17 protein-coding genes and 2 pseudogenes are annotated in these 23,821 nt (G+C 37.3%); 17 read left to right on the top strand and 2 right to left on the bottom strand.

Annotation, left to right across the window (positions count from 1 at the left end; genetic code table 11):
• Nucleotides 1-76: 76 nt before the first annotated feature.
• The 11 genes from gshB to ACFIKO_RS02495 all read left to right on the top strand — a co-directional run bounded on the left by gshB (nt 77) and on the right by ACFIKO_RS02495 (nt 12,662).
• Nucleotides 77-1,015 carry a glutathione synthase gene (gene gshB, locus ACFIKO_RS02445; RefSeq protein ID WP_375619549.1) on the top strand — a complete coding sequence of 313 codons (939 nt, stop codon included), beginning with the start codon at nt 77-79 and terminating at the stop codon, nt 1,013-1,015.
• Between the two features lie 141 nt (nt 1,016-1,156).
• Nucleotides 1,157-2,203 carry a PstS family phosphate ABC transporter substrate-binding protein gene (locus tag ACFIKO_RS02450; protein ID WP_375619550.1) on the top strand — a complete coding sequence of 349 codons (1,047 nt, stop codon included), beginning with the start codon at nt 1,157-1,159 and terminating at the stop codon, nt 2,201-2,203.
• A gap of 75 nt (nt 2,204-2,278) precedes the next feature.
• Nucleotides 2,279-3,739: a phosphate ABC transporter permease subunit PstC gene (gene pstC, locus ACFIKO_RS02455; RefSeq protein WP_375673186.1), complete on the top strand. Its 1,461-nt coding sequence runs from the start codon at nt 2,279-2,281 to the stop codon at nt 3,737-3,739.
• Complete coding sequence (pstA, locus tag ACFIKO_RS02460; protein ID WP_375619552.1) at nt 3,736-5,025, top strand: phosphate ABC transporter permease PstA; 1,290 nt, start codon at nt 3,736-3,738, stop codon at nt 5,023-5,025. Before pstC ends, pstA begins: the two co-directional genes overlap by 4 nt.
• A 51-nt stretch (nt 5,026-5,076) precedes the next feature.
• Nucleotides 5,077-5,835: a phosphate ABC transporter ATP-binding protein PstB gene (gene pstB, locus ACFIKO_RS02465; RefSeq protein ID WP_375619553.1), complete on the top strand. Its 759-nt coding sequence runs from the start codon at nt 5,077-5,079 to the stop codon at nt 5,833-5,835.
• Nucleotides 5,836-5,856: 21 nt separating this feature from the next.
• Nucleotides 5,857-6,579 (top strand): phosphate signaling complex protein PhoU, encoded by a 723-nt coding sequence (gene phoU, locus ACFIKO_RS02470; protein WP_375619554.1) that lies wholly within the window; start codon nt 5,857-5,859, stop codon nt 6,577-6,579.
• Nucleotides 6,580-7,166: 587 nt separating this feature from the next.
• The gene (locus ACFIKO_RS02475) at nt 7,167-8,003 is read left to right on the top strand and encodes a cell wall hydrolase (RefSeq protein WP_375619555.1); all 837 of its coding nucleotides are present in this window, start codon (nt 7,167-7,169) and stop codon (nt 8,001-8,003) included.
• A 179-nt stretch (nt 8,004-8,182) separates the two neighbouring features.
• Nucleotides 8,183-9,430, top strand: a complete 1,248-nt coding sequence (locus ACFIKO_RS02480) for an aminopeptidase (RefSeq protein WP_375619556.1) — start codon at nt 8,183-8,185, stop codon at nt 9,428-9,430.
• 265 nt (nt 9,431-9,695) lie between these two features.
• Complete coding sequence (gene mutM, locus ACFIKO_RS02485) at nt 9,696-10,571, top strand: bifunctional DNA-formamidopyrimidine glycosylase/DNA-(apurinic or apyrimidinic site) lyase (RefSeq protein WP_375619557.1); 876 nt, start codon at nt 9,696-9,698, stop codon at nt 10,569-10,571.
• A gap of 83 nt (nt 10,572-10,654) precedes the next feature.
• A complete protein-coding gene (locus ACFIKO_RS02490) occupies nt 10,655-12,049 on the top strand; it encodes a M20/M25/M40 family metallo-hydrolase (RefSeq protein ID WP_375619558.1) in 1,395 nt (464 codons plus the stop codon).
• Nucleotides 12,042-12,662, top strand: a complete 621-nt coding sequence (locus tag ACFIKO_RS02495; RefSeq protein WP_375673187.1) for a ribonuclease D — start codon at nt 12,042-12,044, stop codon at nt 12,660-12,662. The genes ACFIKO_RS02490 and ACFIKO_RS02495 overlap by 8 nt, the downstream gene beginning before the upstream one ends.
• Nucleotides 12,663-12,912: 250 nt before the next feature.
• On the opposite strand, the pseudogene ACFIKO_RS02500 reads toward ACFIKO_RS02495, so the two are convergent.
• Nucleotides 12,913-13,368: pseudogene (locus ACFIKO_RS02500) on the bottom strand (integrase); the annotation flags it as partial.
• Nucleotides 13,369-14,094: 726 nt separating this feature from the next.
• Between ACFIKO_RS02500 and ACFIKO_RS02505 the strand changes: the two are divergent.
• Nucleotides 14,095-14,424: a hypothetical protein gene (locus ACFIKO_RS02505; protein ID WP_375673188.1), complete on the top strand. Its 330-nt coding sequence runs from the start codon at nt 14,095-14,097 to the stop codon at nt 14,422-14,424.
• A gap of 579 nt (nt 14,425-15,003) precedes the next feature.
• On the opposite strand, the gene ACFIKO_RS02510 is transcribed toward ACFIKO_RS02505, so the two are convergent.
• On the bottom strand, nt 15,004-15,210 hold the full coding sequence (locus ACFIKO_RS02510; protein ID WP_375673189.1) for a hypothetical protein: 207 nt from the start codon (nt 15,208-15,210) through the stop codon (nt 15,004-15,006).
• A gap of 1,120 nt (nt 15,211-16,330) precedes the next feature.
• Here ACFIKO_RS02510 and ACFIKO_RS02515 point away from each other — a divergent pair.
• The 5 genes and pseudogenes from ACFIKO_RS02515 (at nt 16,331) to ACFIKO_RS02535 (ending at nt 23,640) form a co-directional block, all read left to right on the top strand.
• Nucleotides 16,331-17,164, top strand: coding sequence for an outer membrane protein (locus tag ACFIKO_RS02515; RefSeq protein ID WP_375673190.1), 834 nt, complete (start codon nt 16,331-16,333; stop codon nt 17,162-17,164).
• A 326-nt stretch (nt 17,165-17,490) separates the two neighbouring features.
• Entirely contained in the window at nt 17,491-18,327 is an 837-nt protein-coding gene (locus tag ACFIKO_RS02520; RefSeq protein WP_375673191.1) for a porin, read from the top strand.
• A gap of 362 nt (nt 18,328-18,689) precedes the next feature.
• Nucleotides 18,690-19,507: pseudogene (locus ACFIKO_RS02525) on the top strand (outer membrane protein).
• A 182-nt stretch (nt 19,508-19,689) separates the two neighbouring features.
• A complete protein-coding gene (locus tag ACFIKO_RS02530; protein WP_375673192.1) occupies nt 19,690-20,580 on the top strand; it encodes an outer membrane protein in 891 nt (296 codons plus the stop codon).
• A gap of 1,473 nt (nt 20,581-22,053) precedes the next feature.
• The gene (locus ACFIKO_RS02535) at nt 22,054-23,640 is read left to right on the top strand and encodes a porin (RefSeq protein WP_375673193.1); all 1,587 of its coding nucleotides are present in this window, start codon (nt 22,054-22,056) and stop codon (nt 23,638-23,640) included.
• Nucleotides 23,641-23,821: the final 181 nt, after the last annotated feature.

The raw sequence follows: 23,821 nt of genomic DNA on the forward strand, positions 1-23,821 counted from the left end.
TGTCATAGTTCTTTTATTGTTTACTAAGTTTATGGTGCATAGACCAGTCTGCTTTTAGGATAGGGAGGATTTATTTATGAAAATTGCCATTCAGATGGATCATATTTCAACGGTTCGGATTCAAGGAGATACGACATTTGCACTCGCTTTAGCAGCACAAGAACGTGGACACTCTCTTTTCCATTATACACCAGATCGTTTATCTCTGTGTGATGGTTGTGTGATTGCACGACTAGAGCCATTGATTGTGCATGATAAAGAGGGAAGCCACTATCAATTAGAAAAGCTTGTTCGCACGGAATTGACAGATATGGATGTGGTTCTTTTACGCCAAGATCCACCTTTTGATCTCAATTATATCACGACGACTCATCTGTTAGAACGTATTCATCCTAAAACACTCGTTGTAAATGATCCGGCATGGGTACGCAACAGTCCAGAAAAAATTTTTGTTACTGAATTTTCTGATCTGATGCCAGAAACATTAATTACCAAAGATATTGAAGAAATAACAGCTTTTAGAGAGACATTTGGCGATATTATTGTTAAACCACTTTATGGAAATGGGGGCGCTGGTGTTTTTTATTTAAAACAAGATGATCGCAATTTAGCATCATTGTTGGAAATGTTTGCAGAAATTTATCACGAACCTTTTATTGTTCAGCGCTATTTAGAGGCAGTACGAAAAGGAGATAAAAGGATTATTTTGCTTGATGGTACACCCGTTGGAGCTATTAATCGAATTCCGGCAAAAACAGATGTGCGATCTAATATGCATGTTGGAGGTCGCGCGGAAAATATTGAGTTAACAAAACGTGATTATGAGATTTGTGAACGCATTGGTCCAGCCTTAAAGGAACGTGGTCTTCTTTTTGTGGGGATTGATGTGATCGGAGATTATATAACAGAAATTAATGTGACGTCTCCTACAGGAATTTGTGAAATTAAACGCTTCTGCGGTACAGATGTTGCTCATTTGTTTTGGGATGTTATTGAGTTCAAGCGTTCAAATTAATTTATTTGACAGAGGACAAAAACATGCTTTTAAAAAATGATCCATGTTGTTTTTTATATTTGTTATGTTGTAAATGTGAACTAGAATGACCGTATGATACAAATTAAGAGGCTTTGTCCTCAATTTTTAGGGAGTTTATAGATGAGCAGAGTATTATCAATTGGAGTGGGATTGATTTTTGCGCTACTGCTGTCAGCAAATGGAGGCAATGCGCGCGATCAAATACAGATTACTGGTTCATCTACAGTTTTACCTTATCAAAAGATTGTTGCTGAGACATTTGGAGAAATTTATCCCCATTTTAAGGTTCCTGTTATCGAATCGGGTGGAACAGGAGCTGGTATTAAGGAATTCTGCCGTGGTGTTGGGGAGAACACCGTTGATATTGTTAATGCTTCGCGAGCAATGAAGCCGAGTGAATTACAGTTTTGTTTTGATTCTGGTGTAAAAGATGTTGAGGAAATACGTATTGGGTATGATGGTATTGTTTTTGCAACAGATATTAAGGGTCCTGATTGGAAATTAAAGCCAGTAGATGTTTATAAAGCTCTTGCTGCTCGAATTATTATAGACGGAAAGTTGCAACCGAATAATGTTTTGAAATGGAGTGCAGTTAATAGTGCTCTTCCTGATTGGACGATAGCAGCGTATATTCCTGGAGAGAAGCATGGGACGCGTGAAGTTTTTGAGGAAAAATTACTTACTGTTGGGTGTAAAGAGAGTGGGGCAGTTGAGGTGATGAAGTCTTTAGGAATGGATGATAAGGAGATACACACTGCTTGTATTGCGGTACGTAAGGATGGAAAAGCGGTTGATATTGATGGTGATTATTCTGAAACATTTGCGCGTCTAACTTCTAATAAAACAGGGGTCGGTATTTTTGGTTTGTCTTTTTATCAAAATAATGCTGATAGGCTAAAGGTTGCCGATATTAACGGTTTTGCGCCAACAGTTGAGACGATTTCTAGTGGACAATATCCAGTTTCTCGTCCGCTTTTTTTCTATATTAAGAAAGCACATTTAGATATTGTTTCAGGTTTACGGGAGTATGTTGACTTTTTTCTTTCTGATCAAATGATTGGTCCAGAGGGCCCTTTGGCTGAATATGGTTTGATTGTTTCTCCTGAAAAGGAGCGTCAAGCACAGCGTTCTGATTTTTCTACTGGTCGAGGAATGACATTGAAATAATTTGCAGGGAATAATTGGTTGGATTTCTGGGATAGGAAATTTAGGTGCTATTTTTTATAAAAACTGAAAGATAAAATGCGCATTTCCTTCATTATTTCGTTATTATTGATTTTTGGATTTTGTGGCTTTTGTATTTCTTATATGCGAGCACGCATTCTTGAATACAAACAGCATAAGATGCATTCTCGTGCGTATTATTATGGCTGGTGGACATTTTTGATTACTGTTATTCCAGCTTTTATTTTTTTAATTGTTTGGGATGCTGGGAGTACAATTTATTTAGAATATAATGCCTCTCGAGAGCTTGGGGCGTATAGTGCGCATGTAACAGAGTCTGTAAATCATGATCTACTTTGGGAGACACTTCGAAGTCTCGTCAAAATGATTCATCGCTTTGAGGGGAATCTTTCTACCTCTTCCTATAAGGAAGTGCAGGCACAGTTATTCGCGAAGGGATTGATTTTACCTAGTGAAACATCGGATGATGTGTTCAAAATAGCACAGTCGTGGGTATTCTCTTCTGAAAAGCTTAAGTTTATAGGTTATGGTTTCCTTTTTGCTATTGCGTCTTTTGGTTTTGTCTGTGGAATGATGCAAATTGCGCCTCATCAGCGTGCGCGCAATAAGGTTGAATCTTTTATTATTATTGGATTAATTTGTGCATCTATTGTTGCAGTCTTGACAACAATAGCCATTGCGCTTTCGATGTTTTTTCAGACAGTAAGCTTTTTTCAGTCTGTATCCTTTTCCAATTTCTTTTTAGGAACAGTTTGGGATCCGCGTTTTTCCGCGAGCGGCTCAAGCGATGAAGTAGGACAATTTGGTTTAATACCGCTTCTTGCGGGTACGCTTTATATTGCATTTGTCGCCATGCTTTTTGCTGTACCTATAGGGCTATTTTCAGCTCTTTATATGGCTGAGTATGCTTCTGCGCGATTGCGAGCAATTGTAAAACCATTGTTGGAAGTTCTTGCCGGCATTCCAACCATTGTTTATGGTTTTTTTGCTTTGAAGGTTGTAGGACCATTTTTACGTGATCTCTCTGTTTCTCTCTCAGATGGGGTTGGGTTTATTATGGCACAAAGTGTTTTGACCGCTGGAGTTGTGATGGGAATTATGTTGATACCTTTTGTTTCCTCTTTATCGGATGATGTTATTACGGCTGTTCCACGCATTTTACGTGAAGGTTCTTATGGTTTAGGCGCAACGCAATCTGAAACAATTAAAAAAGTTGTTATACCAGCAGCGCTTCCAGGGATTATGGGGGCCATTTTGTTAACGGCATCGCGTGCAATTGGAGAAACAATGATTGTGGTTTTGGCGGCAGGTGTTGCAGCAAACTTAACACTCAATCCTTTCGAAGCGATGACTACGATGACTGTTAAGATTGTTAATCAATTGACCGGTGATTTTGAGTTTAATTCTCCACAAACTCTGGTGGCTTTTGCCTTAGGGATGACGCTCTTTGTTATGACACTTTTGATGAATATTCTGGCTCTTTATATTGTGCGTAAATATCGGGAACAATATGAATGAATGAAGATTTTTCCCCTCGTCGCAATATTAGCCTCAAGCGTCGGTATTGGGCTGAACGTCGTTTTCGTGCCTATGGTTTGATTGCCATTTTTATTGGTTTGTTTTTTTTATTTACACTTTTATGGTCTATCATTAGTCAGGGTTATACAGCTTTTTTTCAAAGTGAAATGACATTGTCGATTTATTTGGATGAAAAGATCATTGATCCAAGTGGTCAACATAAAACAAAACCACGAGTGCTCATGACGGCGAATTATCCACTTCTTGTACGCAATGCTTTAGCAAAGAAACTTAATATAGATCAAAATGATCGAGCCTCTCTTCGAGAAGTTAACCGTATGTTTTCAAATGGTGTCCGCGTTCAGCTGCGTGAAATGGTAACAAAGAATCCACAATTGATTGGCACAATGCGAAAAGTTAAAGTTTTGGCATCTGCGGATATTGATTCTGCTTATAAGGGACAGATTGATCTGCGTGTAGCAGAAAAAAACCGTAAAGTTTCTAATAGACAAGTAGAATGGATAAAGCGTTTAGCGCATGATGGTACGCTTTATAAAACATTTAATATTGGTTTTTTTACATTTGGCGCTTCAAGTCGTCCTGAGACTGCGGGATTAGGTGTTGCGATCATTGGTTCTCTTTATATGATAGGCATTGTTTTATTAGTTTCACTTCCGATAGGCATAGCAACGGCTCTTTATTTGGAAGAATATGCACGCAAAAATAAATTTACAGATTTTATAGAGGTTAATATCAATAATCTTGCAGCTGTTCCTTCAATTGTGTTTGGTCTTTTAGGACTCTCTTTTTTTGTTAATTTTTTAGGATTACCACGTTCAGCCTCTTTTGTTGGTGGTCTTGTTTTAGCGCTCATGACTCTCCCCACGATTATTATTGCAACACGTTCCGCTCTGCGTGCTGTTCCTCTCTCTATTCGTGCAGCAGCTTTAGGACTGGGAGCATCAAAAACACAAATGATTTTTCATCATGTTGTTCCTTTAGCAGCGCCTGGTATTTTGACAGGCACAATTATTGGAGTCGCACAGGCTTTGGGTGAAACAGCGCCTTTGCTTTTGATTGGAATGGTTGCTTTTGTTGTCAATATTCCTACGACCCCCATGGATCCAGCAACGGCTTTGCCTGTTCAAATTTTTATGTGGGCGGGTGAAGCAGAGCGCGCTTTTGTTGAAAAGACGTCAGGTGCTATTATTGTATTAATGATTTTTCTTGCAACCATGAATATTTCTGCGGTTTTTTTACGTCGACGATTTGAACGCCGCCAGTAATTTTAATAAAATAACAGCTTTGATAAGATTTTTGTAAGGTGAATTTTTGTAATGAAGATTAAAATGCGAGGTCAGGATGTGAAGGTTTCTTATGGGGACAAAGAAGCACTCCACGGTATTACACTTGATATTCCTGAACATCAAGTAACAGCTTTGATTGGTCCATCAGGATGTGGAAAGTCGACTTTTTTGCGTTGTTTTAACCGTATGAATGATACGATTGAAGGCGCTAAAACAACCGGTCTTATTACCCTAGATGGGGAGAATATTTATGACCAGAGGATTGATGTTGTAGAATTGCGCGCCCGTGTTGGAATGGTTTTTCAAAAGCCCAGTCCTTTTCCAAAATCTATATTTGAGAATATTGCGTATGGTCCACGCATTCATGGTTTAGTTAAAACGCGCTCTGAATTGCATGATATAGTTGAAAAGAGTTTGAGGCAGGCAGGTTTGTTTGAAGAAGTAAAAGACCGTCTTCACGATCTTGGAACAAGTTTATCAGGGGGGCAACAACAGCGTTTATGTATTGCACGTGCTATTGCGGTTAGTCCTGAAGTTATTTTGATGGATGAGCCCTGCTCGGCTCTTGATCCCATTGCGACGGCACGGATTGAAGAGCTTATCGATGCGTTACGGCAAAATTATACAATTGTTATCGTAACGCATTCCATGCAACAGGCCGCACGTGTTTCTCAATATACGGCTATGTTTCATTTAGGGCATTTGGTAGAAGTTGGTGCGACTGAAATGATCTTCACCTCACCAAAAGAGCAACGGACGCAAGATTATATTACGGGGCGTTTTGGATAGGTGAATTGAGGAGTGTAAGATATGTCTATGAATCATACTGTCCGTTCTTATGATGCAGAACTAAAATATTTAAAAGCAAGGATTACAGAAATGGGGAGGCATGCAGAAAGGATGATTGAACATTCTGTCGCATCGGTTGTGTGTAGTGATCTTCAACTTGCAACGACAGTGATTGCCGATGATGTGTTTTTAGATGAAGCAGAACGTGACATTGATGAAAAAGCGGTTGCTATTATTTGCAAACGCCAACCGATGGCTGTTGATTTGCGTGAAATTATTGGAGCCATTCGTATTTCTTCTGATCTTGAGCGGATTGGGGATATGGCCAAAAACATTGCTAAAAGGACTGTTGCACTTTCAGAAATACGTCAATCTGCTTCTATTTATCATGGGCTTGAAACAATTACAGCTTTAGCACTCAATCAATTAAAAGAAGTCTTAAATGCTTATACGAGTCGCCTATTAGAGCGTGTTGACGCTGTGCGTGAGCGTGATAAGAAGATTGATGCTTTGTATACTTCTCTTTTTCGTGAACTTTTGACATATATGATGAAAGATATGCACAATATTACGGTTTGTACGCACTTGCTGTTTTGTTTAAAGAATATTGAACGAATTGGTGATCATGTTACTAATATTGCTGAAATGCTACATTATATCATAACGGGTTACCATATGTCTTCTGATCGTCCTCGCGATGACCTTACTTATAAGGTTGGGGTAGGTGAGAAGAAAATAGGTTAAAATTTTTCTTATATGTATAAAATAAGTTTGTAGATATATGAGTATTTTCTTACAGTGCAGCTATAGAAAGAATAAGATAGCCATATTATCGAAAAGTACAAAGAAACAACAAAGAGTTTTTTAGAAAAGCATGGCAGATTGCTAACTCTTGGTTTGACATATTTGTATATTGGATGGTATCATTACTCGTATTGTGGTCGGAGGGGAGTTTTCTAGGGGAATTTCCTTTCAGATCATTTTGTTAAAATTTTATATTAAAGGGGATATCTGTATTATTTTTTTCAATATCGATGCAAAGAGTTTTGGTATCCAAATTTTTTCGTATGTAGAAGAAGTAGATAGTGTTGCTTTATTGTAATTGAAACGTGTGGGTTATTATGGCCTATATTGGACCATGAAGAATAACAATATTGATCTGTGAATTAAGAGTTTTTTATTTTTTATTTTGCATAGATACTTTTTTATTACCTCCTGTATTAAAATTTTACTGAGTGGTAACAATTGGCTATGTACTTTATTGAGAGATACATTTAAAGCTCATTTCAAAATTTGAATAGCTCAGAGATTGTAGGAATGTGTTGCATAAGATGAAAAAAAATCGTTGGAATGTTTTTGTTACCTGTTGTGTAGCGCCGTTAGTTGTTGTGGGGTGTGCTTCAAATCGTTTAGATACTGGAAAAGTAAATAATAATAAGACAAAAACAGTTACGTATCCATTGACAGAGCGTCAATGTCTTATGCGAGCGATGTATTTTGAATCAAATCGCACAAGCCGTGAAGGAATGATTGCCGTTGGGACGGTTGTTATGAATCGTGTTAATTCAACCGCCTATCCTAAGACGATTTGTGGTGTTGTTGGTCAACATAAGCAGTTTGCTCCTGGTGTTTTAACGCGTCCTATGACGGAGAAAGCATCTGTTGCTCGTGTAAGAGAGGCAGCTGATGCTGTTTTACGGGGTGAACGAGATAAGAAAGTTAAACACGCTAAGTTTTTTCATACCGCTGGTTTGTCTTTTCCGTATAAAAACATGCATTATGTTCAGGTTGCAGGGGGAAATGCTTTTTATGAAAAACGATCACGTGATGGGGAACTCCAAGTTCCTACAAATAATCGCCCTTATGATGTTGCTTATGCTTTTGCTCAAGAACGTTCTGGTCATGCGCCAAGCTTTATAGATGAAGGCACACAAAGTAGGGGAGCAAAGGTAGAGAAAAGTGCATCTCCTTCGACAGAAGTAGCACAGTCCAAAACGGCACATCCTGCGCATTTTGCTATGGTACGGCTTGATAAAGTTCCTATTCCTGCCTATGCACCTCAACATCTAGCTAGAAAAGAAGAAAATAAAACGATTATGGCTTTGCCTTCATCAGATCAGTTAAATGCAATTGTTGCGATGTTAGAAAAACGACACAGAAATTGGTAAGTTTTTTACGACCAGAGAAGGGTTATACCCCCATCATTGCGGTTTATGAATTAAGTGAACCTTTAGCGATAATGACATGCATAGATATACGTCAGAGAAAGTGAATTCAAAGGATCTAAAAAACAATTTATAATATGACGACGTAAAGAGCACATTTTATTTAAAGAAGGGTATTGGTAATGTACTTTGATATTCATGAGACAATTTCGCCTGAAATGCTTAATCGTCTTGCAGAAATTACAGTAAAAGTGGGGTTGAATTTACAAGAGGGGCAGGATCTTGTTTTGACTGCTCCAGTTTCAGCATTACCTTTTGTTCGGCGTATTGCATATCATGCTTATAAGGTTGGTGCTGGTGTCATTACACCAATTTTTAGTGATGATATGTTATCGCTTACACGTTTTGAAAATGCCCATACAGCTAGTTTTGATTGTGCCCCTTCTTGGCTTTATGAGGGAATGGCGAAGGCTTTTGAAAATGGGGCAGCGCGTTTAGCAATTGTTGGTGATAATCCTTTGCTCCTTTCCAATCAAGATTTTGATAAGGTTGCGCGTTTGAATAAGGCGACTTCACTAGCTTACCAGCCTGCTCTCAAAAAAATATCGAATTTTTCTATAAATTGGTCAATTGTTGCTTATCCAACAGCAGGATGGGCTGAGGCAATGTTTCCTTCTTTACCACTTAATGAGGCGATTAAAAAATTAGCCGATGCAATTTTTTCTGCTTCACGTGTTACAGAAGAAGATCCAGTACATGCGTGGGTTGTCCATAACGAGAATTTAAAGAAACGATCATCTTGGCTTAATGAGCAGCGTTTTTCTGCCTTACACTTTACAGGACCAGGGACTGATTTAACTGTTGGTTTGGCAGATGATCATGAATGGCATGGTGGTGCATCCGTTGCTCAAAATGGTGTTATTTGCAATCCGAATATTCCGACAGAAGAAGTTTTCACGACTCCTCATGCTCATAAGGTTGAAGGTTTTGTTCGTTCGACGAAACCACTTTCCTATCAAGGAACACTGGTTGATAATATTGAAGTACGTTTTGAAGCAGGGCGTATTGTTGAGTCTCGTGCATCAACGGGTCAGGAAGTTTTGCAACAGGTTTTGCAAAGTGATGAGGGTGCAAGCCGATTGGGCGAAGTTGCTCTTGTGCCCCATTCTTCACCAATTTCTAAGAGTGACCTCCTTTTTTATAATACCTTATTTGATGAAAATGCTGCATGTCATATTGCTTTAGGGCAATGTTATTCCAAATGCTTTTTAGATGGGGCATCTTTGACGTCAGAAGAGATTGCAGCACGTGGTGGTAATAAAAGTGTCATTCATATTGACTGGATGATTGGTTCTGGCGAAATTGATATAGATGGCATTACCCAAGATGGTGTAAGAGTTCCTGTGTTTCGTAAGGGTGAATGGGCTTAATCCTGTTATGCCGCATTTGAGGTGGGGAGTAAGCCTCATTGATATGTTAAGTATTTTAGAATGTCTGGTGAATATTCAAGGTAGGGCTTGGCTATAAAGTCTTTAGTTAAGTGAATCACATGAGTAGGAAGCCAAGGGAAATCTACTCATCAAAAATTTGTTTCTTATAGAGCAGATGTAGAGGAAACCTTCGTTCTTTGAGGGGGAAAAGAAGTCAATTTATTGGTGATACAATTGAAAAGTGTATAATTATTAAAGAAGAGAGATGCCGGAACTTCCTGAAGTAGAGACAGTTCGTCGTGGACTAGAGTCTGTTGTAACTGATGCAAAGATAGTATCTGTCAGACTTAATCGTAGAGATTTGCGCTTTCCTTTTCCTGAGGCTTTTTCTGAGCGCCTTATTGGCAGAACAATTATAGAACTTGGTCGGCGTGCGAAATATTTATTATTTCATCTTTCTCAGGATGAAACGATTTTAAGCCATTTAGGAATGTCTGGTTCATGGCGTATAGAGAATGATCTTTTAAGAACAGTTTTTTCAACGACAAGTAAATTGGTTAAGCATGATCATTTTGCCATGGATATTCAAACAAGGGATGGTGAAGTTTATCATCTTATTTATAATGATGTGCGTCGCTTTGGATTTATGCTTTTAGTTAATACGGACAAGCTTTATGAACATCCACTTTTAAATAAGCTAGGGCTTGAACCTATGAGTAATTCGTTTTCTGGTCGTTATTTACAAAAGGCTTTTGTTAATAAAAAAATGTCTCTCAAGAGCGTTTTACTTGATCAGTCTATTGTTGCAGGTCTTGGGAATATTTATGTTTGTGAAGCACTTTGGCGGAGTCGTTTGTCTCCACAACGTAGTGCATTTACATTGGCATCAAAAACGGCACGTGCATGTGAATTTGCAGATTCTTTAGCACAAAATATACGCAATGTGATTTCTGAAGCCATTTTGTCTGGTGGCTCTTCTTTACGTGATTATATGCATATAGATGGTTCACTTGGTTATTTTCAACATGCTTTTTCAGTGTATGGACGAGAAGGCAAGCAATGTTTAGAATGTGGAACGCCTATTGTGCGTATTTTACAGGCTGGACGTTCAAGTTTTTACTGCTCACAATGCCAAAAATGAATAAGGTGTCTTGCAAAATCTTACAAGAGGCTTAAAGTCATCGTATCTATAATATAATTACACAAGGCTTGAAAGGTTTTTTTATGCTGAATAAAGTACTAACACATCTTGATGGAAATATAGAAAAGAGCCTTGAACGCCTTTTTTCTCTTTTACGTTTTCAATCGATTTCTACAGACTCGGCTTACAAGGATGCATGTCGTAAAGCAGCTGATTGGTTAGTAGAGGATTTAAAAAGCATTGGTTTTGAGGCTTCACGCCGTGATACACCGGGGCATCCAATGGTTGTTGGGCATCATCCAGGACCTTCTGATGATTGTTTGCATGTGTTGTTTTACGGACATTATGATGTTCAACCTGTTGATCCATTGAGTTTGTGGGAGGATGATCCATTTACACCTTCTTTAAAAGAGAGAGATGGAGAGAAAGTTATTTGTGCTCGTGGAGCTTCAGATGACAAAGGTCAGTTGATGACTTTTATTGAAGCATGTCGTGCATTTAAGAAAGAAACAGGGAATCTTCCTGTTAAAGTTACTATTTTATGTGAAGGTGAGGAAGAATGTGCTTCTCCTTCCCTTATTCCTTTTTTAAAAGAGAATAAAGATGAACTTAAGGCAGATTATGCATTGGTTTGTGATACGTCGATGTGGGATGCGGATACACCATCTATTGCTCTTTCTCTTCGGGGAATTATGGCAGAAGAGATTATTATTACAGCAGCGAATCGTGATTTGCATTCTGGTTATTTTGGAGGAGTAGCAGCTAATCCCATTCATATTTTAACGAAAATCTTAGCAGGACTTCATGATGAAGATAATAAGGTAACACTTCCTGGTTTTTATGATGGCGTAGAAGAAACACCTCCAAAGATTTTGCAGTCATGGAATGAACTTAATTGTACTGCTGGAAATTTTCTTGGTCCTATAGGGCTTTCCATTCCTGTTGGTGAAAAAGGGCGGAGCATTTTGGAACTTGTATGGGCACGTCCTACCATGGAAATTAATGGTATTAGCGGCGGCTATGAAGGGGAGGGGATGAAAACAGTTATTGCTTCTCAAGCGAGTGCAAAAGTATCTTGTCGTTTGGTGCATAAGCAAGATCCAGAGAAAATACGCCAAGCGTTGCGTGATTATGTACGTAGCTCAATTCCGGCTGATTGTAAGGTTGAATTTAAGAATCACGGTTCTTCTCCTGCACTTCAGATTTCTGATGATTCATCTTTTATCAAGGAGGCGAAGGATGCCTTATCACAAGAGTGGGAAGTGCCTGCTGTCTTGACAGCCATGGGGGGCTCGATCCCAATTGTAGCAGATTTTCGGTCAATTCTTGGTATGGAAACTCTTTTGGTTGGTTTTGGACTGGCTGATGACCGTATTCATTCGCCTAACGAAAAGTATAATTTAAAATCATTTCATAAAGGGCAGCGGTCTTGGGCGCGTATTCTTGCAGCTTTCGCAAATAGGAGGGTAAATGGCTGAGATTCGTGTTCATCAAGGTGATTTACCAAACTTAGATAATTATCAAATTGATGCTGTTGCGATTGATACTGAGACTTTAGGATTACAACCCCATCGTGATCGTTTATGCGTTGTTCAGCTTTCTTCTGGAGATGGTACTGCTGACGTTATACAGATTGCTAAAGAACAAAAGAGTGCACCAAATTTGATGAAATTGCTTGAGGATAAAGCGATCACCAAGATATTCCATTTTGGGCGTTTTGATCTTGCTATTTTAGCGCATACATTTGGTGTTATGCCAGAGCCTATTTTTTGTACAAAGATTGCTTCAAAACTCACGCGTACTTATACGGATCGTCATGGCTTGAAAGAAATTTGTAATGAATTGCTGAATGTGAATATTTCTAAACAGCAACAATCTTCGGATTGGGCGGCAGAAACGTTATCACAGGCACAAATTGAATATGCTGCGTCGGATGTGTTATATTTGCATCGTTTAAAGGTTATATTTGAAGAACGTTTAAGACGTGAAGAGCGAGAAAATGTTGCCAAGGCATGTTTTCAATTTTTGCCTATGAGATCTAGGCTTGATCTTTTAGGATGGGCGGAAGTTGATATTTTTGCGCATAGCTAACTTTAAAATTGGCTTTTAAATGGCATTAATTATTGATATGAGAGGACAAAATGCTTGTACATTATGGGCATTTTATTCTCTCATCTTTTCTGATAATAGTTATAATAAATTCTTAAGTGCTATTTCATTTGAAGTTTAGGTAATCAAAGCACTTTTACTAATTCATATTTTTTATTTTTGTAACAGCTTTTATTTGAAAAAAAGCAATTTTGAGGAGAGTTTGGAAACATATGGTAGGTTGGAAGACTTAAATCTCTGAAACCGGTATACAGCCTAATTGGGGGAGAATATGAAGGCGTAAATATAAAAATCAAATCTCATCTTTACCATCATTTTTAATTCTGCTTTACGACTTTCAAAAGTATCTAAAGCGGTGTCTGTTCAATAATAGAGATTACGCATTGCCTCACGCTTTTGTTTCTCACGTTTTTAATGGATTTACGTTTTTCATGTAAAACAGAACGCTCTAAACGGAATATATTTGTGTTGCTAATGTCATGTGCTTTTTTTAGAAGAAATCGGCACCCAAGCCCATGTCACGGCGGCGCTTATGAGTGGTATAAAGATAAAGTCCCAAAATATGATATAAAATTCGTTGAGCACTTCCATCTTTACGCTTATGGAGTAACAAGCCGCTACCATCACACAATTTGCCAGCTCCCAATATTGTGGTCCCTTGGCACTTAAGACGGTTCATAAGAGGCATTTTTAGTGTTTTTTGTTTATACGCCTCTCCCCATTTGTAACATGCAATCAAATGGTTTTGATAGATTCAACATGAAAAAGATTTGGAATGAGAGAATCTTACGGTATTCAGGCTTTTTATTCAATATAAATAACGCTAAATTATCATTATAAATCAATATATTATATGATTAATGTATACAGATAACTACGATTGTATTGAATAATGCAAAGAGCAACTCCTAGAAGAGTGTGCTAGAAACAAGTCAGCAAGAGCGCTTTTTACTAAGTCAAAACGTTGCAATAGCTTTTGCATTTAAACAGATTCGTAAGAATCCCCCTGTTTTCAAGAGTTTTATCCACATACAAACTTCATTTATGATGTGGAAGCGAATAAATTTGCTTAATGTATAATGAACAAGTTTGGAATGAGAGAATATTCTGATATTTGAGGGGCTCATTTTGTGTGAGGAAATAATAAATTATATTTATAAATCAATATGTTGATGTGATATTCGTATAGTTTATTATTTTCAGACGATACTTCGTGCCTTTAATTTATTACTCAATAAGTGATTTCTATGTTGGCAGAGCAGGGCAATTTGCTTTTATTTTAAAATCAAAAGGCTCCAAAGCTTTATTTTTAAGGACTTTCACTTTTTATCTATAAACATATTATTTTTCTCTAGAAATTTGCAACGAAGGCACTAGGTAAAATCCATTATGGATATTTGATGAGGTTAAATTTATGAACATAAAATATTTTATTACAGCTTTTGCTACTTTTGCTTCAATCTCTATCGCTCAGGGTGCGAGTTTTTTAGCATCTCAAAACCTTATACAGAGAGCATTTTCGGCTGTTCCTCCAATAGATCTTTTTTCTGGTGAACAGCTTCGCAAGGTTTTATCTGAAGTTTTTCAAATAGAACTTTCTTGCACGGATAACAGCGAATTCATAACATCAGCTAAGTTAGTACCTGTGTCACATTCTGGTAAAAAAAGAGGATATAGTCCTAAAAAAGGACCAGGGAAAGGAGGACGACCAAACCTATTTAGACGAGGTCCAATGAGTTTTTAAAAAGTGAGAAAACAATATTGAGAGGTGTAACGTATGCTCGAAAAATGAAGAAAGGAGATATTATCACTTGAAAAAAGGGGGGGAGTTATTTGTTTAAAGGGTGTTATGATTGTGCACGATGAGAATGAAGAGTACTGTTCGGAAAAGACATGAGAAGGGAGATTTCAGTGAACGAATAACACTATATAATAGCAATCAGTCATTACAAAATTCATGGGTCTAGATGAATATAGCCTAGAGATTCTGCGTTATTTTCTTATGCCGTAAATATCGTCATTTTAAGTGTGATTATATAAGGCATGTAGAACGCCTTGATCAGTGTTTTTAGAGTACGTGGTGGGATTAGTGAAGGACTTGTCTATAGAACCTTTGGAATGATACATGAATGGGAAGCTAAATGAAATCTACTCGACAAAAATCTGGACTATTTGCAGACAGGGCCTGATAGAAAGCTTTATCTAAATCGAGGAGAAAACAAAGTATTTATTTTAATGTTAAACTTTTGATCTTAGTGTGTTTCAAAAAATAAAATGCCATTGAGTTGCATACTTACGTGCGCTTGTTTTAAAGAAACATTTCTCAATGCTCCCAAGCCCATTTCGCGACGCTATCTATGAAGGGTATAATGGTAAATCCATTGAGTACCATCATATTTATGCTTATGAAGGGGGCAAGACGGCATTCATCACGCACTTTGCTAGCTTTCAATGCTGTGACAGTTTTTGGTATGTGAGACGGTTCATAAGAGGCGTTTTTAATCCTTTCTTGTACAGTTTTTATCCACACGGCTTTTCCTGCTTGTAACATGCAATCAAATGGTTTTGAGTAATTGCAACATGCGACCGGTTTGGAATAGAGAATCTTACGATATTCGGATTTCTTATTTAATATGCGAAATGATGAATTATATTTATAATCAATCCATTATTCGACTTAGATTTAAAAATACTTTTTATTTGTCTATGATTCAACATCAGATATTTTTTTGCCAAATTGTTTGCTCAATTAATGACTTTCAAAGCAAAGTTTTGTGTGAACACTTTAAAGAAAGATCTCTCATCTTTTTTGCTTTAGGGAGAGTTTTAATATAGATTTCAGTATTTGTCATACCAGTTGCCTGTCTTGAGGCGTTTTTTACAGTTTCGTTTATAAATTCGTTTATAAAAGAGTATGAAATAGATAGCCTAAAAATAAGACTGAAACTCTGAAAAAGACTTTCTATGAGGTTGAGATAAGCAAAAAATGGTAAATATTTAAAAACAATAAATACCTAAAGTAAAAACAAAGAGCAGGTAAGTTGCATATGATCTTGTTTCAATCCGTGGATTATTGGAAGAATTGTTTATGTGCGATACAAGTTTATTTGTAATATAAACATTCTTTTTATGAAAAAAAACAAATATATAACTTTCACATTTTGTCATGCTAAGGATGAAGGTAAAAACGTTATTTGTATAAATTTAAATAGAACGATTGTATTTGACTGTTCTTGATATTGAAAACATTCATAAGTGACCTTTTTAGTTTTTTAACGGTTTCACATACTTGCTCGTTTGTAATGTATAGAGGGACGATTTTTGTTGCTTGAATATACAATGGTTTAAGATGAAAGCATTTAAATTTAATATAAAAGGATAATCTTGTCATTAGACAAGAGCACATGCTTTTCACGGTGATAACGCAGATATTTTTGAAAAATTTATAAAGAAGAGCAAATATAACGAGAGACAATCATTTGTGTATTGGCATAGTTCAATTCTTATTTATTAAGAGATCAAGCAATTCAGGATGCTTTCATTGGCTTTTTATTTTTTTATGAGTGTATCATTTTTGCTACAGATATCTGAAGTTTGGGCTCTATATGAAATGATGTGTTCAAATAAATATTCAGCTATGGAGAGAAAATATGAATATGAAATGGTTAATAACAGCTTCTGCTTTCGCTTTTGTTTCAGTTTCAGCGGCGCAAGCAGCAGATGTTATTGTTCCCCCAAGTCCAACACCTGTTGCTCCCGTTATTGTTGCTCCAACTTTTTCTTGGACAGGTTTCTACCTTGGTGGGCAACTTGGTGGTTTTTCGGGTAAAACGAAAATGGATATTCTTGCTAAAGGGCAAAAGATTCCGGTAGATGACGATTATTTGCCTAAACTATCTGGTTTCATGGGTGGTCTTTACGCAGGTTCCAATATTGATCTCGGCAATGGCCTTATTCTAGGTGTTGATACAGATATCATGTGGTCTAATAAAGATGACACGAAGACAGGAAACACATATGTTATTCTTCCAAATCACATAAATTATATTAAGAAGATATTAACAGAATCTGGAATTAGTATTGGTAAAGATGCGCTTGAAGCTGGTGCTAAACGGACCCACAGTTTCACTTTTAAAGAAAAGTGGGTTGGTGCGACACGTGTACGTATTGGTTTTGCAGCTGAACGCATTATGCCTTATGTTGCTGGTGGTATCGCTTATACACAGCTTCAAGATAGTGCATCGATTTCAATAACAGGCAAAGATTCAGATAAAGTAATAGCTTCTGGCACCTTGTCTGATGAAACAAAGACCCTTGTTGGTTACACCCTTGGTGCTGGTGTTGATTTAGCAATGACCAATAACGTTATTGTTCGTGCGGAATATCGTTACTCTGATTTTGGTAAAAAGAAATTCTCAAATGATAAATATGAGACATCTTACAAAACCAATGATTTCCGTGTTGGTGTTGCTTACAAATTTTAACAGATGGTAAGTTAAATAACAGAGGCGCTGTCTTTGACAGCGCCTCTGTTATTCTCTGTTGCTATATTATCACACAATACATAATTTATTGTGGATGTGAAAAGATATTATTCAGATTTTCTTAAAAAAATCATAAACAATAATTACATTTAAAAATCAATAAGTTATTTATATATATTTTTTAGGTTTTTCGTGCAAAACAAAGCTATGAAGCGATTTTGTCTTGGGTATGTTCTCCATTTTCTGTGACTGTATCATTTTTACTACAGATTTTCTTTCTGTAATCTTGTAGCACTGTGCTCATAAATAAATTAGGAGCAAAGTTTATGAATATAAAATCTTTAGTAACAACTTCTGTTATCGCTATGGCAGCAGCTTCTGCAGCGCAAGCTGCTGATGTTATCATCCCTCGTGAAACAGCCCCAGCAGTCATCTCAGCAGCCCCTTCATTTTCTTGGACAGGCTTTTATATCGGTGGTCAAGTTGGTAACTTTTCAGGTAAAGTTGATGTAGTTGATTCAGAAACAAAAAAGAAAATTACAGATAAAGACTGGTCACCTAAGCCTTCCGGTTTCATGGGTGGTATCTATGTAGGTTCCAACGTGGATCTTGGTAATGGCCTCATTCTAGGTGTTGAAACTGATGCAGTTTGGGCAGACCGCGAAGATTCAAAAACGCATTCAGAAGTTATTGGGGATGCAAAGCTTCAAGCTTTCAAAGATAAGCTTACAGCTGCTGAAGCTACAGTTGCTCCAGAAAAAACTATTGCTGGTATCGCGGCGACTGACAAACGTGTGACTAGCGCCTCTATAAAAGAAAAATGGTCTGGTGCAACACGCGTTCGTATCGGTTTTGCAGCCGTTGATCGCATTTTGCCTTATTTCGCCGGTGGTATTGCTTATACGCAGCTGCAAGTGGTTAATTCTCTTAAGGCGGAAGAAGCTGGTGGTGCCGAAATTGCTTCTGCTAAAGTGTTTGATGAAACGAAAACGATGGTTGGTTTCACTGTAGGTGGTGGTGTTGACTTTGCAATGACAGACAATGTTCTATTGCGTGCAGAATACCGTTACTCAGACTTTGGTAAAAAAGCATTTGTAAAGGATGGGGATAAAATAGCTTACAAAACCAATGATTTCCGTGTAGGTGTAGCTTACAAATTCTAATTTCGTAAACAACGAAATAAACTTCCAAGAGGCTCTGTCAAAGACAGAGCCTCTGTTATTTTTCTATTGTTATATTATTACTCACTCCATATTTATTGGAGATATAAAAAGATTTTTATAAACGACATGCAATGATTACATTCAAAATCGATAAGTTAACTTACGAATTCTCGTACGGAGTGAAGTTAATAGCGTTGTAAAGTCATGCAGCGATTTTGTTTTGAGCGCATCCTCCATTTTCTATGACTATATTATTTTTTACTACAGTTTTTCTTTATGTAATCTTGTAGCATTATCCTCTAAATAAATGAGGAGCAAAGTTTACGAATATAAAATCTTTAGTCACAATTTCTATTATCGCTATGGCAGCAGCTTCTGCAGCACAAGCTGCTGATATTATCGTTCCTCGTAAAACAGCCCCAGCAGTTGTTATAACAGCCCCTTCATTTTCTTGGACAGATTTTTATCTCGGTGGTCAAGTTGGCAACTTTTCAAGTCAAAGTTGATGTATTTGATTTAGAGACAAAAGAAAAAACTTTAGATAAAGATGGACTACCTAAGCTTTGAGGTTTCATAGGTGGTATTTATTTAGGTTCCAACATAGATCTTGGAAATGTCCTCAATTCTAGGTGTTGAAACCGATGCAGTCTGGATAGACCGAGGAGAGACGAAGACGGTCTCAAAGATTCTTGCGATTGATGAATTTGATGATTTTAATGATGAATTTGAAGATGATGGTGTTGCATTGGTGGTGTTACATTGGATTAAAATGAAAAGTTTCAAAAGGGTGACACAGCAGTGTGTCGCATTGGTTTTAAAGCAAAAAGGTCTGGTGCAACACGGGTTCGTGTTGGTTTTTCCGTCGTTGACTGCGTTATGCCTTATGTTGCCGATGGTATTGCCTATGCGCAAATACAAGGTGTCGATAAAGTTTCAGAAACAAAAAAGTCGGCAAAATGGTAAATCAAGTAAAGCAGTTTCTGCTACGATATTTGATAAAACAAAAACGATGGTGGGTTTCACCCTTGGTGGTGGTATAGATTTCGTTATGACAGATCATATTCTGCTTCGTGCGGAATACTGCTACTCAGACTTTGGTAAGAAGGAATTTAAAAAGGGTTACCTTAAACTAGGCGACAAAACCAATGACTTTCATGTAGGTGTAGCTTACAAGTTCTAATTTCATCAAAAGTGCGATTATGAATAAAAAGTATTAATAAAAAATTAAATTTTCAAGAGATCTTGACTTTGACAAAACTGCTGTTTTCTGGGCTTTTATTTGTATGACTGTGACATTTTTACTACAGCTTTTCTATCTATAATCTTGTAAGGTCATTTTATAGTTAATTTAGGAGCAAAATTATGAATACAAAATATTTAATAGCAACTTCTGTTGCCGCTTTAATTTCAGCTTCTGCAGCACAAGCTGCTGATGTGATGATCCCTCATGAAGTCGCACCAGCAGTTATCGCAGCAGCCCCTTCGTTTTCTTGGACGGGTTTTTATCTTGGTGGTCAAGTTGGCAACTTTTCGAGTAAAACTAAAGTAACTATTCCAGGAGCAGATAAAGAACTTTTCAAAAAAGATAACATACCTAGTCCTTCTGGTTTCATGGGTGGTATTTATGCCGGATCTAACGTAGACCTCGGAAATGGTCTCATTCTCGGTGTTGAAACCGATGCAGTTTGGGCAGATCGCGAAGAATCAAAAAAAGCCCGTGAATTGACTCTTACTGAAAAAGATGCAGAAAAATTTAATGCTGCCCTTGAAAAAGCTAAGGTTGAACTAAAAGATCAGCAACAGTTTCAAAAAGATGACAAGGTAACAGAAACGCACAGTTACAAAGAAAAATGGTCTGGTGCGACACGCGTCCGTATCGGTTTTACTGCTGTTGACCGCATTATGCCTTATGTTGCTGGTGGTATTGCCTATGCGCAGGTACAGGGCATTCAATCCGTTGCAGGAAAAGGAGAGAGAGCTAAAGTTGAGCAGAAAGCTGACGGGGATGAAAAAGTGCCAGATGCAGGGGCTAAGCAAACCATAGATTTGACTGGTGGTACTTGGGCTGATGACACGAAGACAATGCTTGGTTTCACTATTGGTGGTGGAGTTGACTTTGCAATGACAGACAACGTTCTTTTACGTGCAGAATACCGTTACTCCGATTTTGGTAAAAAGAAATTTGCAAACGATACGCGTGAATTCAATTACAAAACCAATGACTTCCGTGTAGGTGTCGCTTACAAATTCTAATTTCGTAAAAATGAAATTAGAAGCATAAAAAATACTAAGGCCTCGTTTAACGGGGCCTTTATTTTATTAGCTCTCTTATTCTATATCTCTTAATCCCCTCTATTTTTATTTTATATCATTTTGTAATATAAGACTTTAAAGAAAAAAGTTTTATATTATAGAGGGCGAATTGGTGCTCCATATGGATTTTATAGCTACTGATTACATAAAATCTTATATCATGGCTATCATTTTACGCTTAAGTGAAAAGTATTCAATTAATCCCAGAAATAGGAAGAGATCATAACTAGTGACTAACGTTATTCTGCATGTGCCAGATTAGAGCGGGCATATTGCGTATATCTGTTGGAGTAATCTTTGGGAAATACAGTCTCATTGGGGAAGAATATGAAGATGTAAAGATAAAGATAGAAACCAGTTTCCAACTTTACCATCTTCTTTTAATTTAGTTTTACGATTTTCAAAAGTATTTAGAGCAATGTCTTTTAAATAATGAAAATGAAGATGACGCATTGTCTTACGTTTTTGTTTATTGCATTCTTTTTATGGGATTACACTCCTCATGCAAAACAGAACGCCCCAAACGGAATACACTTGTTGTTGTGTATTCACACATTTGTTTTAAAGAAATATTTTTCAAAGTACATCAAGCCCACTTCATGTCAGTATTCGTGAGTGATATAAGACGGTAAAGCCTCCCAATAAAATAATATAAAATCTATAGAGCACCGCTATCTTTACACGCTTAATAAAAAGAGCAAGCTAGCATCATCATACAACTTTGCCAGCCATCAATGTTGTGGACAGATATTGGCTGTTAAAAGCGTTTATAAGAGGCATTTAAAATTCTTTTAATGTTTTTGATTAATACAATATGGAACAGGTTCTAAATGATAGAATCCTAAAGTATTAGTTTTTCATTCAACATGAAAACAATAAATTATCCTTATAAATCAAAATGATGTGTCATGATGAAGATGTTTATACAAAAAATCTAAAAGTTTTTTTGCGAGTGTTTGAATAAGTCCTTTGTTTTTCTTAATTTTAGATACAAAATACTATCGCTAAAGCACCAAAAGTAGATCATACTGATAAATAGATGAAACTTTGATGGCGCTTGGTTTTAAAAAAGGCAATATTTGATTTCACTGTTTGCGCTGGCATTGATTTTGCGATGACAGATGATAGTTTATTACATGCAGAATACTGTTATTCAGATTTCGGTAAAAAGAAATTTATAAAGAGTATTATCATTAATAGTTATGCGAAAATTTAATGAAAATGAATCGAACGTTAAGACACATAATTCTAGTGTGATTTAGTTTACAAATTCTCATTGAATGCAAAATTGAAGGTTTAAGAAGCCTTATTTTCAAAAAATTTTTATTTTTTTGTGAGTGTGTCATTTTTGCTACAGATCTTTCAAAAAAGATGCTCTATATACATTTCATTTTGGATATTTGGAGAGATTTTATGAGTACAAAACGTTTAATAACAGCGTCTATTTTTTCATTAATTTCAGCGTCTACAGCGCTAGCTGCTGATGTTATGATTCCTCATCAACCAGCACCATCGACTTCTTCTACCATTGTTGCCCCCACTTTTTCATGGACAGGTCTTTATTTAGGTGTCCAAGCTGGTGGTTTTTCGAGCAAATCTGATATGGCTCTTGTTGATCAAGAAAAGAATTTGCCACTAGATAAAGAGTTCTCTCCTAAACTTTCGGGTTTTGTAGGTGGTTTTTATGCAGGTTCTAATATTGATCTCGGTGATAACTTTATTTTTGGTGTCGACACGGATTTAATGATATCTGGTAAAAAACACACAAAGACAATTACCATAGGTGCGGCTGATAATACTACAGTAGAAAATGCAGTCGTAAGATCCCGCAGGTCCGCACCACAAACGCTTCCAACTTCACAATCAGTAACATCAACAGGAACACAAACACAAAAAACCACCTCAGAAGCACCCGCAGGTGCAGGAGCTACAACAGAAGGAACTCCAGCAGCAGGATCTGCGCCAGGAAAATCTCCTACACAGAAAGCCGATCAAGCACCAGCTAAGCCAGCAAGTTCAGGTCAACAACCACAAGCAGGAGCAGGACAACCAAATCAACCAGTAGCAACTGGAAATTCTGGCAAGACTAATTCAACATCACCATCAAAAACGCTCTCAGCCTCACAAGCAGGAACAGGAGCACAAACACAAAAAACCGCTTCAGGAGTATCTGCAGGTGCAGGAACTACAACAGGAGGAACTCCAGCAGCAGGATCCGCGTCAGAAAAATCTGCTGTAACGCAATCCAGTTCAGCACCAGCTAAACCAGTAAGTGCAGCTCAACCATCACAAGTAGGAGCAGCACAATCAAATCAAGCAGCAGCAGAAAGAACAGTACCGAGTAGACCCCTTGTACTGGCAAGATCAGGGTCATCTAGATCAGAGACAAACACTTCCAATGGAATAAGCGGAGCCCAGCATGGAGGTTATCATAGTCCTTCCCATGGTAGCGGAAATGCTAATCCGCATGGTGCTAATTCACATGCTTCTCGTTCTCATGGTGGACAGAATATGGCTGGATACGGTGCACAGAGTACACAAGCGGTGGATAAGAACAATTCCAGTGTATATGGTATAGAACAAATGAAAAAGCTGGCTTCTGAACTTGGTCTTGATCAAGAGGATGAAGTTGAAACTTTAAATCATACTTTCAAACAGAATTGGGGTGGTGCTACACGGGTACGTATTGGTTTTGCGGCTGATCGCTTTATGCCTTATCTTGCTGGTGGTATTGCTTATGGGCAGTTCCAAGACACTGTATCAATATCCGTTAAGGATGAGGATGGAAGAGTCGTTTCTTCTAAGAACTTAGCTGATGAAACAAAAACCATGATTGGTTACACACTTGGTGGTGGCGTTGATTTCTCGCTTCTGGATAATGTGATTGTACGTGCCGAATATCGTTACTCTGATTTTGGTAAAAAGAAATTTGCAAAGGAAAAACTTGAAGTTAATTACAAAACCAATGATTTCCGTGTTGGTGTAGCTTATAAATTCTAATCTTTTAAAGAGTAAATTTCTAAAAGGCTCCACTGTCAGTGGAGCCTTTATTTTTTTAAGATCACTTTTTGGTTTCTTTTCTTGTTAATTTCATGATAAAGCCCATAGAGTGTAATGATATATTTTCCTGATCGCTGCTTAATACGAATGATAAGCTCGGCTTTCCCTATAGATAAAAACC

Origin of the sequence: Bartonella sp. TS82HLJMH, assembly GCF_042193495.1 — a bacterium.
Taxonomy (GTDB): Bacteria; Pseudomonadota; Alphaproteobacteria; order Rhizobiales; family Rhizobiaceae; genus Bartonella; species Bartonella grahamii.

Bases quoted from the DNA above. Each gene is read 5' to 3' on its own strand.
- phoU (WP_375619554.1), top strand. From the start codon at position 5,857: ATGTCTATGAATCATACTGTCCGTTCTTATGATGCAGAACTAAAATAT.
- ACFIKO_RS02520 (WP_375673191.1), top strand. From the start codon at position 17,491: ATGAATATAAAATCTTTAGTAACAACTTCTGTTATCGCTATGGCAGCA.
- ACFIKO_RS02450 (WP_375619550.1), top strand. From the start codon at position 1,157: ATGAGCAGAGTATTATCAATTGGAGTGGGATTGATTTTTGCGCTACTG.
- ACFIKO_RS02530 (WP_375673192.1), top strand. From the start codon at position 19,690: ATGAATACAAAATATTTAATAGCAACTTCTGTTGCCGCTTTAATTTCA.
- ACFIKO_RS02505 (WP_375673188.1), top strand. From the start codon at position 14,095: ATGAACATAAAATATTTTATTACAGCTTTTGCTACTTTTGCTTCAATC.
- gshB (WP_375619549.1), top strand. From the start codon at position 77: ATGAAAATTGCCATTCAGATGGATCATATTTCAACGGTTCGGATTCAA.
- ACFIKO_RS02535 (WP_375673193.1), top strand. From the start codon at position 22,054: ATGAGTACAAAACGTTTAATAACAGCGTCTATTTTTTCATTAATTTCA.
- ACFIKO_RS02515 (WP_375673190.1), top strand. From the start codon at position 16,331: ATGAATATGAAATGGTTAATAACAGCTTCTGCTTTCGCTTTTGTTTCA.
- pstA (WP_375619552.1), top strand. From the start codon at position 3,736: ATGAATGAAGATTTTTCCCCTCGTCGCAATATTAGCCTCAAGCGTCGG.
- ACFIKO_RS02475 (WP_375619555.1), top strand. From the start codon at position 7,167: ATGAAAAAAAATCGTTGGAATGTTTTTGTTACCTGTTGTGTAGCGCCG.
- pstB (WP_375619553.1), top strand. From the start codon at position 5,077: ATGAAGATTAAAATGCGAGGTCAGGATGTGAAGGTTTCTTATGGGGAC.
- ACFIKO_RS02490 (WP_375619558.1), top strand. From the start codon at position 10,655: ATGCTGAATAAAGTACTAACACATCTTGATGGAAATATAGAAAAGAGC.
- mutM (WP_375619557.1), top strand. From the start codon at position 9,696: ATGCCGGAACTTCCTGAAGTAGAGACAGTTCGTCGTGGACTAGAGTCT.
- ACFIKO_RS02495 (WP_375673187.1), top strand. From the start codon at position 12,042: ATGGCTGAGATTCGTGTTCATCAAGGTGATTTACCAAACTTAGATAAT.
- pstC (WP_375673186.1), top strand. From the start codon at position 2,279: ATGCGCATTTCCTTCATTATTTCGTTATTATTGATTTTTGGATTTTGT.
- ACFIKO_RS02480 (WP_375619556.1), top strand. From the start codon at position 8,183: ATGTACTTTGATATTCATGAGACAATTTCGCCTGAAATGCTTAATCGT.